Annotated in this window: 10 protein-coding genes; all 10 read right to left on the reverse strand. The window is 70.3% G+C overall.

Annotated elements, in window-relative coordinates; genetic code table 11:
* Nucleotides 1–17 precede the first annotated feature (17 nt).
* Nucleotides 18–611 (reverse strand): OmpH family outer membrane protein, encoded by a 594-nt coding sequence (locus FGE12_RS28220; protein ID WP_153869745.1) that lies wholly within the window; start codon nucleotides 609–611, stop codon nucleotides 18–20.
* A 171-nt stretch (nucleotides 612–782) separates the two neighbouring features.
* The gene (bamA, locus tag FGE12_RS28225) at nucleotides 783–3107 is read right to left on the reverse strand and encodes an outer membrane protein assembly factor BamA (protein WP_370459183.1); all 2325 of its coding nucleotides are present in this window, start codon (nucleotides 3105–3107) and stop codon (nucleotides 783–785) included.
* 166 nt (nucleotides 3108–3273) lie between these two features.
* The gene (locus FGE12_RS28230; protein WP_153869747.1) at nucleotides 3274–3948 is read right to left on the reverse strand and encodes an ABC transporter ATP-binding protein; all 675 of its coding nucleotides are present in this window, start codon (nucleotides 3946–3948) and stop codon (nucleotides 3274–3276) included.
* A gap of 5 nt (nucleotides 3949–3953) precedes the next feature.
* Complete coding sequence (locus FGE12_RS28235; protein WP_194798361.1) at nucleotides 3954–6389, reverse strand: ABC transporter permease; 2436 nt, start codon at nucleotides 6387–6389, stop codon at nucleotides 3954–3956.
* Between the two features lie 14 nt (nucleotides 6390–6403).
* Nucleotides 6404–7924, reverse strand: a complete 1521-nt coding sequence (gene lysS, locus FGE12_RS28240) for a lysine--tRNA ligase (RefSeq protein ID WP_194798362.1) — start codon at nucleotides 7922–7924, stop codon at nucleotides 6404–6406.
* 124 nt (nucleotides 7925–8048) lie between these two features.
* Nucleotides 8049–9168 (reverse strand): peptide chain release factor 2 gene (prfB, locus tag FGE12_RS28245; RefSeq protein ID WP_228531181.1). Its coding sequence is split into 2 segments (ribosomal slippage): nucleotides 8049–9098 and nucleotides 9100–9168, totalling 1119 coding nucleotides; the frame shifts between segments, so codons are not numbered across the junction.
* A gap of 47 nt (nucleotides 9169–9215) precedes the next feature.
* Nucleotides 9216–10523 (reverse strand): DUF4105 domain-containing protein, encoded by a 1308-nt coding sequence (locus tag FGE12_RS28250; protein ID WP_153869750.1) that lies wholly within the window; start codon nucleotides 10521–10523, stop codon nucleotides 9216–9218.
* A gap of 100 nt (nucleotides 10524–10623) precedes the next feature.
* Entirely contained in the window at nucleotides 10624–11520 is an 897-nt protein-coding gene (ybeY, locus tag FGE12_RS28255; protein WP_194798363.1) for an rRNA maturation RNase YbeY, read from the reverse strand.
* 33 nt (nucleotides 11521–11553) lie between these two features.
* On the reverse strand, nucleotides 11554–14046 hold the full coding sequence (locus FGE12_RS28260) for an HD family phosphohydrolase (RefSeq protein WP_153869751.1): 2493 nt from the start codon (nucleotides 14044–14046) through the stop codon (nucleotides 11554–11556).
* A gap of 66 nt (nucleotides 14047–14112) precedes the next feature.
* Nucleotides 14113–15159, reverse strand: coding sequence for a PhoH family protein (locus FGE12_RS28265; RefSeq protein ID WP_153869752.1), 1047 nt, complete (start codon nucleotides 15157–15159; stop codon nucleotides 14113–14115).
* Nucleotides 15160–15231 lie beyond the last annotated feature (72 nt).

Genomic DNA, 15231 nt, shown 5'->3' on the forward strand with positions numbered 1-15231 from the left:
GGCGCGCGCTCCCTTCCCTACTTCTTGACCGGCGCGTCCTTGGCGGGCGCCGCGGGCTTGGCGGGGGAAGCGGCGGGCTTCGAGGCCGCGGGGGAGGCGTTGTAGGTGCGCACGACCTCGTTGGTGAGGTCCAGCTGGGCGAGCGCGAAGACGATGCCGGAGTCGCGCTTCTCGAAGACCATGGTCAGCCCGTCGCGCTGGGCGATGCGGCCGATGATCTGGTCGATCTTCGCCACGATGGGCTCCATCTCCTGGCGCTCCTTGTTGGCGGCCTCGGCGCGGCTGCCCTCGTACTTCTGGCCGAGCGCCATGACCTTCTTCTGCAGCTCGGTGGCGCGCTGGGTGCGCACCTCCTCGCTCAGCGCGCTGGCCTGCTTCTGCAGCAGCTCCTGCTCCTTGCGCAGCTGCTCCTGCTCGCGGTCGATCTCCTTCTGGCGGGACTCGAGCCACTGCTGGAGGCGGGCCTTGGCCGCCTTGCCCTCGTCCACCTCGAGCAGCACGCGCTGGTAGTCCACGTAGGCGAGCTTGGGCGCCGTCTGGGCGGCAGCGGCCACGGGAAGGACGAGCGACAGGGCAACGGCGACGGTCGACACGAGGCTTCGAAGCGACATGTTCAGCAACTCCTCAGCAGGTACGGCACGGGAGACGACAGCAGTGTGAGAGACACACGAGAGACGGCGCGCCGGGGCGCGTGTTCATCCGGGCGGGCGGCCAGGGGCCCCCCGCGCGGATGGGGCCGGCCCCGGGGCGCACGGCGGCGCACCGGGGCGCAGCGAGGGTTATCAGAAGAAGTTGCCGATGGTGAACTCGAAGAGGAGCTTGTCGTCTTCCGGGCGCCTGGTTAGCGGCACGCCCCACTCGAAGCGCAGGGGGCCCACGGGGCTGAACCAGCGGATGCCGAAGCCCACGGAGTGGAACATGCCGAGCGGCAAGTTGTCCTGCTTGTCCTGGAAGAAGCGCTCGTTGGGGGCGTAGGCGTTGCCGGCGTCGTAGAAGAGCACGCCGCGCAGGCCGGCCTTCTCGAGGATGGGCACCTCGAGCTCGAAGTTGAGGACGATCTGCTTGTCGCCGCCCACGTCCAGCTTGCTCACCGTGGCGTCCGGATTGCTGGAGGTGCCGGCGATGATGGTGGGGCTGATGCTGCGCAGGAAGTAGCCGCGCACGGTGTTGATGCCGCCCAGGTAGTAGAGCTCGGAGATGGGCACCGGGCGGGTGTCGTCCAGGTTCTGGATGTAGCCCACCGTGGCGTTGGTCTTGAAGACTGCGCCGAGCACGTGCAGCGGGAAGTACAGGCGCGAGTAGCCGCTGTAGCGCGCGAAGAGGAAGCTGCCGCCGAGGAACTGCGGGGCGAACTCCGCCGAGACCGAGTGGATGAAGCCCTTGGACGGGAAGAGGCGGTTGTCGCGCCGGTCCCAGGTGAGCGAGAGGCGCGCGGAGCTGGTGGTGCCGTCCAGGAAGTAGTTGGCGAGCACGTCGCGCTGCAGCTCGTTGCCGCTGCTCACCTTCACGAACTCGAGCGTGTAGCCGAGGCTCGCGTTGATGTCCTCGGTGAGGTAGCGGCCCAGCGACACGCTGCCGCCGGTGCTGTTGCGCACGAAGCTCGAGTAGTCCGCCTGCTGCCGGTAGAAGTCCGCCGAGAGCAGGTAGTTGGTGTCCAGGAAGTACGGGTCGAAGAAGGAGAGCTGCACCAGCGAGCGCAGGCCGGAGATCTGCGCGGAGGCGCTCACCGTCTGGCCCCACCCGAGGAAGTTGTTCTGGGAGACCTGGGCCGTGAAGATGAAGGTCTCCACGCTGGAGAAGCCGAGGCCGACCTGGAAGGTGCCCGTGGCCTTCTCGCGCACCTCCACCTGGAGCACGATGAGGTCGTCGCGGCTGCCGGGCTTCTGGGTGACCTCCACGCTCTCGAAGAAGCCGAGCGCGGTGATGCGCTCCTTGCTGCGGCGCATGCCGGTGCCGCTGTAGAGCTCGCCCTCGTACACGCGCATCTCGCGGCGGATGACCTGGTCGCGGGTCTTCGTATTGCCCACGATGTCGATGCGCTCGATGGTGACCTGCTTGCCCTTCTGCGCGTCGAAGGTCACGGCGACGGTGCGGTGCTCCGGGTCCGTCGCGGTGACGGGGGAGATGTTCGCGTAGGCGTAGCCCTGGTCGTAGTAGACGTCCGTGATCGCCTGGATGTCCTGGGAGAGCTTGGTGCGGTTGAAGCGCTCTCCGCGGTGGCTCGTCATCAGCGACGCGAGCTTCTCCTTGGGGACGATGAGATCACCGGAGAAGTCGATGCTGGAGATGTCGTAGGGCTCGCCCTCGGTGATGCGCAGGGTGATGAAGATGTAGCGCTTGTCCGCGGACATCTGGACGGTGGGCTTGTCCACCTTCACGTTGATGTAGCCGCGGTCGTAGTAGGCGCCCTGGATGACGGCGAGGTCGCGCTGGAACATCTCCTCGCGGTAGGTGCCCTCGCCGGTGAGGAAGGAGAGGAAGCCGCCCTCCTTGGTGAGCATCACGTCGCGCAGGACGTCCGGGCTCACCTTCTCCGCTCCGATGAAGCGGATCTCCTTCACCATCACCTTCGCGTGCTCTTTGATGTGGAAGATGACGTCGACGGAGTTCTCGTTCGGGATCGGCTTGATCTCGTTGGTGACCTCCGCGAGGAAGTAGCCCTTCTCGATGTACTTCTCCTGCACCTTCTTCTGGTTCTTCTGGACGGCCTCCATGTCCAGGAGGCTGAAGGGCTTGATGTCGAGCGTCTCCTTGAAGTCGTCGTCGCTCAGCTCCTCGTTGCCCTCGAGCTTCACGGAGCGCACCGCGGGGCGCTCGCTGACGCGCACCACGTAGGCGATGCCGCCGGTGGGCAGCTGCTGGGTGAGCAGCTGCACGTCCTGGAAGAAGCCCAGGGCCCAGACGGCGCGCAGGTCGTCGTCCGTGAGCGAGGGGTCGAAGGGCTGCCCCACGCGCGTCTTGAGCGCGCGGCGCACGACCTCGGCCTCGACGCGGCGGTTGCCCTCCACGCGCACCTGCACGACGCGCTCGGCGGAGGGGTTGCCGGCATCGGAGCCGGCGGGAGCAGGCGCACCCGTGTCCGCACCGGTCTGGGCGTGTGAGCGCACCGGAGCCAGGGAGACCAGGGTGGCCGCGATCAGGGGCAGCCAGGAGCGGAGCGGGAGAACGGTGTGCCTCAAGAGAGCAGGGGGGCCGGTGAGGGGCGGGCGAATCTAGACGGAGCGTTCGCCAGCGCTCAATCCAAAAGCGAGCGGGGAGGTAGGACAAACACCTTCAGGCGGGGGTGACGTCGCCGCCGGCGAGCCGCAGGCGCCGCGGCATGGAGGCGGCGAGGACGGCGTTGTGGGTGACCACGACGGCGGTGATGCCGAGGTCGCGGTTCACCTCGCGCAGCAGCTGGTGGATGCCCTCGCCGGTGGCGGGGTCGAGGTTTCCGGTGGGCTCGTCCGCGAGCAGCAGCGCGGGCTTGAGCACGAGCGCGCGCGCGAGCGCCACGCGCTGGGCCTCGCCGCCGGAGAGCTCGCCGGGGCGGTGGTCCACGCGCGCACCCAGCCCCACCCGCTCGAGCAGCTCGCGCGCGTAGGTGTAGGTGGGACCGCGGTCGCGGCGCTGGATGAGCGCGGGCATGGCCACGTTCTCCAGGGCGGTGAACTCGGGCAGCAGGTGGTGGCTCTGGAAGACGAAGCCGATGGTGCGGTTGCGGAACTCGGCGATCTCCGCGTCGTTCATCGCGAAGAGCGAGCGCCCCTCGAAGAGGACCTCGCCGGCCGCCGGCGCATCCAGGGTGCCCAGCACGTGCAGGAAGGTGCTCTTGCCCGCGCCCGAGGCCCCGATGAGGCTCACCAGCTCGCCCTGCGCGATGTCCAGGGACACGCCGCGCAGCACGTCCACGCGCTTGCCGTGCAGGAAGTAGCTCTTGAAGACGTTGCGGATGCTGAGGAAGGACATGGCGCTCACTCGCCCTTGAGCCCTTCCACCGGCTCCACGCTCGAGGCCTTGAGCGCGGGGTAGATGGAGGCGAGATAGGTGATGAGCACGGCGATGACCACCGCGAGCAGGTTCTGCCCCCACTCGATGCGCACCGGCAGGTTGGGGATGTAATAGACCTCGGGGTCCAGCTTGATCCCCACGCGCTCGATGAACTTGCACCACGCGTAGCCGCTGAGCAGGCCGAGGAGGCCGCCCGCGACGCCGATCTGCAGGCCTTCCGCGAGGAAGATCTTCACGATGCCGCTGTCCGAGACTCCCAGCGCCTTGAGCACGGAGATCTCCTTGCGCTTCTCGAGCACCAGCATGATCACCGTGGCCACGATGAGGCCGGCCGCGACGATGATGATGATGGTGAGGATGATGCCCATCACCAGCTTCTCCAGGCGCAGCGCAGAGAAGAGGTTCTTGTTCATCTCGCCCCAGTCCTTCGCCCGGTAGGGGAAGCCCCCGAGCCGCTCCACCACCGCGCCGCCCACGCGCCGCGCATCGTCGATGTCCTCGACCTTGAGCTCGATGCCGTGGGCGCCCTTCACGTCGAAGAACTTCTGGGCCTCGCTGATCAGGATGTAGACGAACTTGGAGTCGTACTCGTACATGCCCGAGTAGAAGATGCCGGCCACCCGGAAGGCGCGGCTCTTGGGCATGGGGCCCGAGGGGCCCAGCTCGCTGCCCAGCGGGCTCACCACGCTCACCCGGTCTCCCACGAAGACGTGCAGGGAGGCGGCGAGCTCGCGGCCCAGGATGATGCCGGGCAGCACCGCAGGCTGCTTGGGCTCGGTGCGCTTGCCGATGATGGGGTCCTCGTCCTCGCCCTCGTCCTTCGCGGCGGGAGGCGGCGGAGGCTTCGCGCTCCCCTTCCCTCCCCCGAGCGCGAGCCCGTCCGGCGGGACGAGCAGGCGGGTCGCGGGCCCCTCGAGCGAGGGCGCGGTGAGGATCTGCTGCGGGTGCACGAGCCAGTCGAGCTTGCCGGGGGGCTGGATGTTCTCGGGCAGGTCGGTGACCTTGCCCACGGTGCCCGGGTCGATGCCCTTGATGATCACGCCGGCCACGTTGCCCTCGGCGATGATCATCACCTCGTTGAGGACGAAGGGGGTCTGCCCCACCACGCCGGGAACCTTCTCGATCTCCTTCATCACGCGGGGGTAGTCCTCCATCCCCTCCGCGCCGTACTTGGAGACCACCGCGTGCGCGTTGGTGCCGAGGATCTTCTGCTGCAGGTCCGCCTCGAACCCGCTCATCACCGAGAGCACGATGATCAGCGCCATCACGCCCACGCCCACGCCGCCCACGCTCAGGGCGGTCATCATGGCGGTGGGGCTCTGCTCGCGCAGCTTGAGGCGGTTCACCGCCGCGGCGGACTGCAAGGGGTCCGCGAGCCCCAGCGCGCGGATGCGGGTGCGCTCCACCGCGGCCTCGGCCGTGGCGATGATCCCGTAGATGATCAGCGGCGGCACGATGCCGAAGAGCAGCACCGCGAGCGTGCCCAGGATGAGCGAGGGGCGGAACACGCTCACGTGGCGGCGGGCCACGAAGAGCTCGAAGCCGTTGCGCAGGTCGAGCCGCCCGCTGCCCGCGGCGACGAAGCCGGTGTTGATGCCCAAGACCAGCCAGAGCACGAGGAAGGAGAAGACGAGCCAGTAGCCGAGCTCGGCGCGGCCCAGGAGCCCCGCGAGGTAGGTCACCTCGTCCAGCCGGTACATCAGCGCGCGCTGCAGCGCGGGCACGCTGCCCATCAGCGTGAGCAGCAGCGGGATGGGGGTGCCCAGGTAGATGACCCCCAGCGTGGCCTCGGGCACGCTGAGGCGGCGGGCGCGCGCGGCGCCCACGAAGCCCGCGGCGAACGCGATGAGCGCGGAGACCGCGAGCGCGATGGCGAAGGCGCCGGTGGGCGGCAGGTGCAGGCCCGCCTCGCGCGGGTTCGACTCCAGCTCACCGAAGCGCACGCCCGTGGCGAGGAAGGTCTGCAGCAGCAGGAAGACGAGCTCGGCGAGCAGGATGCCGCCGCCGTAGGACGCGAGGGTGCTCCAGTAGAAGTCGCGGTACTGCGCGAGCCGCGGGTAGAGCGGCGCGCCGGCGGCCGCGCTCGGTCCCTCGGCGGGGGCGTGCGAGCGGCGGATGCCCGCGGCCACCAGCGCCCAGCCCGCGAGCCACACGGCGGCCCCCAGCAGCAGCGGGCCGCTCGCGTGCGCGCCCTTCGCGGCGCCCCACGAGCCCAGGGAGCCGAGCAGCTGGGCCAGCGGGCCCCAGCCGAACAGCGCGCCGCCCAGCGGCAGCACGGCGCTCCCCCACCCCTCCGCGCGGGTCACGCTCGCGCCCAGCAGCGCGAGGCCCACGAGCGCCACGAGGGCGCCCGCCCACACGAGGCTCCAGCGATAGACGGTCTGCCGCTCGGCGTTCACGGGCGCGGAGGTCCTCACCGCGGCTGCGGCTTGAGGAGGGGGAAGAGGATGACGTCGCGGATGGACGGGGCGTCCGTGAAGAGCATGGCGAGCCGGTCGATGCCGATGCCCTCACCGGCGGTGGGCGGCATGCCGTGCTCGAGCGCGCGGATGTAGTCCTCGTCGTAGTCCATGGTCTCCTGCTGGCCGCGCTGCTTCGCGTCCAGCTGGGCCTGGAAGCGGCCCGCCTGGTCCACCGGATCGTTGAGCTCGCTGAAGGCGTTGGCGATCTCGCGGCCGGCCACGTACAGCTCGAAGCGGTCGGTGACCTCGGGGTTCTGGTCGTTCTTGCGCGCGAGCGGCGAGATGGCCGTGGGGAACTGGGTGATGAACGTGGGGTTCACCAGCGTGCCCTCCACGTGGTGCTCGAAGAGCGCCGCCACCAGCTCGCCGTGGTTCATGCCGGCAATCGCGCGCTTGTCGCTCTCCGAGGTGACGCCCTGGAGCAGCTCGGCGCGCAGCCGGTCCGCGTCCGCCATGTCCTTGTCGGTGAGCGAGGGCAGCTTCTCGCGGATGGCCTCGACCATGGGGATGCGGCGCCAGCCCTTGGCGAAGTCCAGGGTGTTGCCCTGGTACTGCACCTGGGAGCTGCCCGTCACCGCCTGCGCCGCGCCCGAGAGCATCTCCTCGGTGAGGTCCATCAGGTCCTCGTACGTGGCGTAGGCCTGGTAGAACTCGAGCATCGTGAACTCGGGGTTGTGCCGGGTGCTGATGCCCTCGTTGCGGAAGTTGCGGTTGATCTCGTAGACGCGCTCGAGCCCGCCCACCACGAGGCGCTTGAGGTAGAGCTCGGGGGCGATGCGCATGAAGAGCGGGATGTCGAGCGCGTTGTGGTGCGTCTTGAAGGGACGCGCCGCGGCGCCGGACACCAGCGGGTGCATCATGGGCGTCTCGACCTCGACGAAGTCGCGCCCGTCCAGGAACTCGCGGATGAAGCGCACGAGCTTGGTGCGCTTGAGGAACACGGCCTTCACGTCCGGGTTGCTCACCATGTCGAGGTAGCGCTGGCGGTAGCGCACCTCCACGTCGGTGAGGCCGTGCCACTTCTCGGGCAGCGGGCGCAGGGACTTGGTGAGCGGCGTGAGGCGGGTGGCGGAGAGCGTGAGCTCGCCCGTCTTGGAGCGGAAGAGCACGCCCTCGGCGCCCACGAAGTCGCCCAGGTCGCACAGCTTGAAGAGCTCGTAGGCTTCCCCGAGCGCGTCCTTCTTCACGTGGACCTGGAGCTCGCCCGAGCGGTCGCGCAGCTTGATGAAGGCCGCCTTGCCGAAGGAGCGCATCGCGACGATGCGCCCGGCCACCGTGTAGGCGGGGGGCGGCGAGGCCTCGAGCTGCTCGGCGGTGTCGGCCGCGTGGCGCTGCAGGATGTCCGCGGCGAGGTGCAGGGGGCGGAAGCCGTTGCCGTAGGGGTTCGCCCCCGCGGCCTTCCACTTCTCCGCCTTGTCCAGGCGCTGCGCGTACATCTCCTGCTCTTTGGACCCTAAGTCCTTGTCTTCCATGGTCTTTTTGGTCTCGTCGGACATGGCGTTGGCGGAAAGCGCGCCACCCTACATAAGCGCGCCCGCCGCCGCAACGCGCACGGCGCGCGCAAGGGGCCCAGGTAGGGACAGCTCGCGCGGGCCTCTATTCCGCAGCGCTGCGGTTGGGGTTCTTCACGCCCAGCAGCATCGCGGTGATGAAGTCCTCCAGCTCGCCGTCGAGCACGGCGTCCACGTTGCCCGTTTCCACTCCGGTGCGCAGGTCCTTCACCATGCGGTAGGGGGCGAGCACGTAGCTGCGGATCTGGCTGCCGAAGGCGATGTCCTTCTTGTTCGCCTCCACCGCGTCGCGCTCGGCCTCGCGCTTGCGCATCTCGGCCTCGTACAGGCGCGAGCGGAGGATCTTCCACGCCATGTCGCGGTTGGCGTGCTGGCTGCGCTCGTTCTGCATGGCCACGGTGATGCCCGTGGGAATGTGCGTGAGGCGCACGGCGCTGGAGGTCTTGTTCACCTTCTGTCCGCCTGCCCCGGACGCGCGGTACACGTCCACGCGCACGTCCTTCTCCGGGATGTCGATGACGATGGCGTCGTCGATCTCGGGGTACACGGCGACGGAGGCGAAGGCGGTCTGCCGGCGGGCGTTCGCGTCGAAGGGGCTGATGCGCACGAGCCGGTGCACGCCCACCTCGGCCTTGAGGTAGCCGTAGGCGTACTCGCCGGTGACGGTGAAGGAGACGTTCTTCACGCCCGCCTCCTCGCCCGCCACGAAGTCGTTGATCTCCACCTTCCAGCCGCGCGCCTCGCAGTAGCGCGTGTACATGCGCAGCAGCATGGCGGCCCAGTCCATGGAGTCGGTGCCGCCGGCGCCGGCGTTGATCTCCACGAAGCAGCTGTTCGCGTCGTTCTCGCCGGAGAGCATGCGGGCGAGCTCCAGCTTGCCGAGGTCCGCCTCCACGGGTGCGAGGCTCGCGTCGGCCTCCTGCAGGCTCGCCTCGTCTCCCATCTCGGTGCCCAGCTCGAAGAGCACCTTCGCGTCGTCGAGGCCGCGCTGCACGCGCTCCACCGCACCCACGCTCGCCTCCAGGCCGTTCTTCTCCTTGAGCAGCGCCTGCGCCTTGGTGTTGTCGTCCCAGAAGTTGGGCAGCGTGGACTCGCGCTCGATCAGCGCGATGCGGCTGCGCTTGCGGTCGAGGTCAAAGATACCCCCGGAGCGCGTCCAGCCGCTCCCGAAGGGCTTCGATTCGCTGAAGGGTGTCGTTGGCCATGGTCGGTGGGTCCTCTTGGAGGAAGTGCGAAGAAGGAGTGAAGAGGCTCAGGAGGCGCGCGGCGCAGAGGGCGCGAGCGGCTCGGCCTCGGCGGCGCTGCGGCGCGCCGGGGCGAAGAGGAGGAAGCCCGCGGCGCAGCCCAGCGAGATGGGCAGGATGAGGGCGATGAGGCGCCAGTTGTCCTGGTCGAAGCGGGGCAGCACCTTGAGCACGAGCCCCAGCACGCCCGTCACCGCGAGCGCCGCCCACACCGCGCGCAGCCGCGCCCAGGTGCGCGGGTTCTTCCCGCGCGCGAGCGAGATGCCCAGCGGCAGCGCGAGCAGCGTGAGGGGATTGGCCAGCAGCAGGTTCTCGTTGCGGTGCGTGACCGTGTGCTCGGTGAAGAGCCACATCAGCATCAGGAGCAGCCCGGGCAGCCCGAGCACGAAGCCGAGCAGCGCCTGCTGCAGCCCCAGGCTCACGCGTGCCCAGCGCGCTCCGGCGCGCGCGCGCTGCGCGAGGCCCAGCGCCACGAGGCCCAGCGCCACCCCGAGCGCGAGCACCCAGGGGCCGTAGGCAGGGGGCTCCTCGGGCGTGGGGCCGTGGTGCTTGGACGTATGGAAGCGCACGTCGCGCGCGACGAGGGGGCTGCCGTCCGGGTAGCGGAAGGCCTCGACCTGCTTCTCCAGCTCGTCCGGGAGGAAGGCCTCCTCCCAGCGGGTGATGGGCTGGTCGATCTCGTCGTTCATCCAGAAGTCGAGCAGCAGGCTCATCGGTGCGAACACCGCGGTGTAGCGCCGGGTGTGGCCGCGCAGCGTGAGGCGCGCGGGGGCCGACTGCGCCTGGTGGAAGAGCCCGCCCGTGGCGAGGTCGATGCCGTCGCGCAGCCGCGTGGAGCAGTTGTCGTTGTAGTGGTGGTACAGGTACTCGCGGTTCTGCGGCAGCACGTTCTGCGCGAGCGCGCGCGCGAGCACCAGCCGCTTTTCCGGAGGCAGGTTCAGCTCCTGGATGCGCACGTCGCGGTCGAGCATCCGGTAGAGCCGGTAGGTGCCCAGGGCGCTCGCCTCGCCGACCCAGAACTCGAGCCGGCCCATGAGGAAGCGGGCGAGCATGCGGCCGTCGAAGGTGAACATCCCGTAGTTGTACAGGCGCTCCTGGTTCAGCCGGCGGTCCGTCACCACGAGCGAGCCGTGGCCGAACCACGAGGGGATGTCGTCACCCGGCCCGAAGGTGACGAGCGAGATGGTGAGGTCCTCGGGGCGGCTCTGCCCGGTGGCCCAGGGCGGCAAGGGGACGCCGTCGTCCTCCTGCGCGCGGGCAGGGGCCGCGGCGAGGGCGAGCAGCAGGGCGAGAGGCAGGAGGGTTGCGCGCAGCATGGTCGGAGGGCGTCCCTATCACGCCCGGGGGGTCGAAGCAGAAGACAACGCGGACGCGGGGGACCCGGCTTCCCGCGGCCGTGGGGGCCCGGACGAGCGCTCAGACGAGCCGGGCCCGCCGCTGCTTCAGGGGCACGCCGTCCGCCACCATGCCCCGCCCGCCGAGCAGCCGCTCCTCGAGCGAGGCCATGCGCCGCGCCTCGGCCGGCTTCTCGTGGTCGTGCCCGAGCAGGTGCAGGATGCCGTGCGCGAGGTAGCGCGCCATCTCCACGTCCAGCGAGCGCTCGTACTCCTTCGCGTTGCGGCGCGCAGTGTCGATGGAGATGACCACGTCCCCCAGCAGGCGCGGGCCCGGCACGCCCTTGGGCGCCTCCCCCGCGGGGAAGCTGAGCACGTCCGTGGCCTTGTCCTTCTTGCGCCAGGTGCGGTTGAGGCGGCGGATGGCGCGGTCGCCCACCAGCGAGAGCGAGAGCTCGCAGTCCTGCAGCTCGAGCCGGTCCAGGTACTGGCGCGCGAGCGCCTCCAGCGGCTCCGCGTAGCGCTCGCCCTGCGCGTGCGCCACCTGCACGGTGACGTGATTGGCGCCCGGGTCCTTCCTGCGCGCGGCCTTTGCGCGAGGCGCGGGCTTCGGCTCGGGCTCCTCCTCCGGAGCCTCCATGTGCGCGAGCTGCGGGAGGAAGGCCGGGGCGCAGACGGAGAAGTAGTCGCAGGCCACGCCGGCGTCATTGCGGTACACGACGCGCTTGCCGCGCGGCACCAGCCCCACCTCCCCTGCCCCGATGCGCTCGCGCTTGCCCTCGATGACGAGGGTGAGCTCGCCCTCGAGCACCATCACCACCTCGTCGAACTCGGGCGTCTGCGCGGGCTCGGCCCAGCCGGGCGGCGCGTTCATGCGCGCGACGGACACGCTGGAGGTGGCGGTGGTGGCCTGGCCCACGAACTCCTCGATGCGCTTGCCATCGTCACGCGGGATGATCTTGCCCTTGCGCAGTCTCACGGAGGTCCTCTCGGGGAAAAGCGTGTGCCCGCGCTAGCTGCCGGAGCTGCGCGGGCGCGGGTCGTTGCTGGAAGTGGGAGCCGCCGTGGAGCCCACGCTGCGGGTTTCCGCCACGCCGACCGCCGGCGCCTTGAGGCCCGCGGCCACCGCGCCCGCGGGGTACACGGGGCGCGCGTGGTAGATGCCCTCCAGCGTGTGCAGGAACGAGCGCTGGATGAGGTGCAGGTCCTTGAGCGTGAGGTCGCACTCGTCGAGCTGCCCCTCGGAGAAGATCACGTTGATGATCTTCTGCACCTGCGCGTGGAGGCGCTGGGGCGTGGGCTCGGGCAGGGCGCGGCAGGAGGCCTCCACCGCGTCCGCGATCATCACCAGCGCGGCCTCGCGGAACTGCGGCTTGGGGCCCGGGTAGCGGTAGATGCTCTCGTCGAGCGGGGGCGCGCCCTCCTTGCCCTCCTGCTCCTTCTGCGCCTTGTGGAAGAAGTAGCCCACCAGCCGCGTGCCGTGGTGCTGGGGGATGGCGTCCGCCACCAGCTTGGGCAGCCGGTAGTGGCGCGCCATTTCCAGGCCCTCGGTGACGTGGCGCTTGATGATGACCGCGCTCATGGCGGGGGCCATGGCGTCGTGCCGGTTCTCGCCCTTCTGGTTCTCGCCGAAGTAGAGCGGGTTCCGGCCCTTGCCGATGTCGTGGTAGTAGGCGCACGAGCGCGCGAGCAGCGGGTTCGCCCCGATCGCCTCCGCCGCGTTCTCCACCAGCGTGCCGATGATGATGGAGTGGTGGTAGGTGCCGGGCGCGCGGACGATGAGCTCCTTGAGCGCCGGGTGGTTGAGGTTCGCGAGCTCCAGCAGCTTGAGGTCCGAGGCGTAGCCGAAGGTCACCTCGATGAGCGGCGTGAGCGCCATCACCAGCACGGGCACCGCGAGCGTGGTGCCCACGAAGGCGAAGAGCGCGGTGACGAGGCTCTCGGCGCCCAGGCCCTTGCCCTCGGCGAGCATGAGGCAGAGCACGCACAGGAGGTTCGCCACGCCCGTGGCCACACCGGCGCGGAAGATGCCCACGCGGTCCTTGGCGCGCGGGATGCGCCAGGCGCCCACGAGCGAGCCCACCAGCGTGTAGATGCCGAAGGCGAGCGAGTTGCCCAGCATCACGCCCACGAGGCAGGAGAGCACCAGCGCGAAGAGCAGCGCGTGCTCCTCCGAGAGCACGAAGCGCACCAGCATCGCGCCCGCGGCCACGGGGATGGCGAAGTAGAGCGCCTCGAGCGGCAGCTGGGTGTAGCGGTCCTGCACGGCGTCCGCCACGGACACCCAGAGCTGGATGACGCCGAGCATGCCCACCAGCAACCCGCCCAGCAGCAGCCCGTCGCGGCGGGTGGGCCGGAAGCGGCGGAACGCGGCGGTGCAGAAGGCGTAGCAGGCGGCGACGATCACCGCGACGAGGCCCGTGCCGCCCACCTGCAGCTGCAGCAGGTCCACGCGGTCCGTCTGCGCGCGCATCCCCTTGAGCACCACCAGGTGCGTCTCGTTGATGAGCTCGCCGTCCCCGATGACGCGCTGGCCCTTCTTGATGGAGATGACCGCGTCCTTCACGGCGGCCGCGGCCTGGCGCCTGCGCGCATCCGTCTCGGCGAGGTTGATGGTGAGGTTCGGGCGCACGAGGCGCTTGGCGAGCCGGAGCACCGCGCGGCGGCGGGCGGCCGGCGCGTCCGGCAGGAGGCTCGCCGGCAGCGAGGCGAAGCGGTCCAGCTCGGCGTAGGTCTCGGCCACGTCCTGCAGGCGCGGCGACTGCGGGGGCAGCGAGAGCTCGGTGTGCTGGCGCAGGTCGCGCAGCGTGAGGCCCTGCGGCCCCTCGCGCTGCAGCTCCTGGCGCGTGCCCAGCACGTACGTGGGGGCGCTGGGCCCCTGCGAGTAGGCGCGCTCGAGCAGCGTGAGCGTGGCGGCCTCCACGTCCGGGCTGAAGCTCGCCGCGCGCAGCGCCTGGAAGTCGTCGGGCTCGAGCCCTTCCGCCTGGCCGAAGAGCTTCGCCTGGAACTCCGCGCGCAGCGCCTCCAGCGCCTCGGGCTCCAGGCGCTCCTCGCGCGCGCGGGCACCCTTGCGCACGGGGGCCTCGGCGGGGCCGGGCACGCTCGCCACGGCGAGCCGCTCGCGCGCCCCGGCGAAGGCGCTCTGCACGGCGCGCCGCACGTCCTCGGCGACGGAGGGGCTGTAGTCGTAGACCGGGTGCACCGAGGCGCGCGCCTCGGCGCGGCGCTGGGCGGTCATCCCCGCGTGGAGGATCTCGTAGTCGTGCCCCGCCTTGAAGCCCGAGGGGGAGCTGGCGCGGAAGGGGCGCCCGAGGGACTCGGGGCCCAGCGCCGGGATCTGCTGCGTGTAGAGCCCCGGCGAGATGAAGAAGCCGGCCGCGGCGGACACGAGCGCCAGCAGCAGCAGCTGGGTGAGGAGGCGGTTCCAGCCCGCGTGCACCCGGAAGCGGCGAGCGAGGGCGTCCAGGGGGCTGGGCGCTGGCGGTGACGTTTCCGGGTCGGCCATGGGACGGACACCCTAGGCGCCGGGCCCCCCCGACTCAAGGACGGGGGCTGCCGGGCTGTCAGGGGCTCAGACCTCCGCTGCGGGGGCGGCAGCGGCGGGGGCAGCGGCCGCCTCGGCCTGCTCGCGCGCGGCATCCGCGCGCTCGTAGGCCTTGATGACCTCCTGCACGAGCGGGTGGCGCACGACGTCCACGTCCGAGAACTCGCTGAAGCCGATGCCCTCGATGTTGCGCAGGATGCGCTGCGCGTGGCGCAGGCCGGAGGCCTTGCCGGTGGGCAGGTCCACCTGGGTCACGTCGCCCGTGACCACCGCCTTGCTGTTGTAGCCGATGCGCGTGAGGAACATCTTCATCTGCTCGACGGTGGTGTTCTGCGCCTCGTCGAGGATGACGAAGGCGTCGTTGAGCGTGCGGCCGCGCATGAAGGCGAGCGGCGCGACCTCGACCACCCCCTGCTCGATGAGGCTCGCGGCGCGCTCGGCCGCCATCATGTCGTTGAGCGCGTCGTAGAGCGGGCGCAGGTAGGGGTTCACCTTCTCCGCGAGATCACCGGGGAGGAAGCCGAGCTTCTCGCCCGCCTCCACCGCGGGGCGCGCGAGGATGATGCGCTTGACCTTGCGCTCCTGCAGGAAGGCGACCGCCATGGCCATGGCCAGGTAGGTCTTGCCGGTGCCCGCGGGGCCGATGCCGAAGACGATGTCGTGGGCGCGGATGGCGTCCACGTAGCGCTTCTGCGCGATGCTCTTGGGCGCGATGGAGCGGTTGCCGTGGCTCTTGAGCACGGGCGTGGTCATCACGTCCTGCAGCGACTCGGCGCCGCGCCCGAGGACCTTGATGGCCTGCTCCACGTCCTCGCGGTACAGCGGGCGTCCCGCGCGGATCATCTCCTCGAGGTTCTCCACGAGGCGCACCGAGAAGGCGACCGCATCCGGGGGGCCGCTCAGCAGCAGCTCGGTGCCGCGCTGGCCCACGCGCACCCCGAGCCTGCGCTCGATCAGCTTGATGTTCTCGTTCTGGTTTCCGCAGAGGGCGAGCGTGGTCGCGTTGTCGCGGACATCCACCTTCGCAGAGGTGGGCGTGGGGGGCGCTTCCAGCGTGGCAGTCGTGGTTGGCAACCTGGCGTGTTCCTCCGGCAGGGCTCGGGCCTCTCTCGACCCAAAGCTAACGACGTCTCTCTAGCGACGAAA

The sequence above is a fragment of the Aggregicoccus sp. 17bor-14 genome, assembly GCF_009659535.1.
Taxonomy (GTDB): domain Bacteria; phylum Myxococcota; class Myxococcia; order Myxococcales; family Myxococcaceae; genus Aggregicoccus.

Bases quoted from the DNA above. Each gene is read 5' to 3' on its own strand.
- FGE12_RS28220 (WP_153869745.1), bottom strand. From the start codon at position 611: ATGTCGCTTCGAAGCCTCGTGTCGACCGTCGCCGTTGCCCTGTCGCTC.
- FGE12_RS28230 (WP_153869747.1), bottom strand. From the start codon at position 3,948: ATGTCCTTCCTCAGCATCCGCAACGTCTTCAAGAGCTACTTCCTGCAC.
- lysS (WP_194798362.1), bottom strand. From the start codon at position 7,924: ATGGAAGACAAGGACTTAGGGTCCAAAGAGCAGGAGATGTACGCGCAG.
- FGE12_RS28250 (WP_153869750.1), bottom strand. From the start codon at position 10,523: ATGCTGCGCGCAACCCTCCTGCCTCTCGCCCTGCTGCTCGCCCTCGCC.
- FGE12_RS28260 (WP_153869751.1), bottom strand. From the start codon at position 14,046: ATGGCCGACCCGGAAACGTCACCGCCAGCGCCCAGCCCCCTGGACGCC.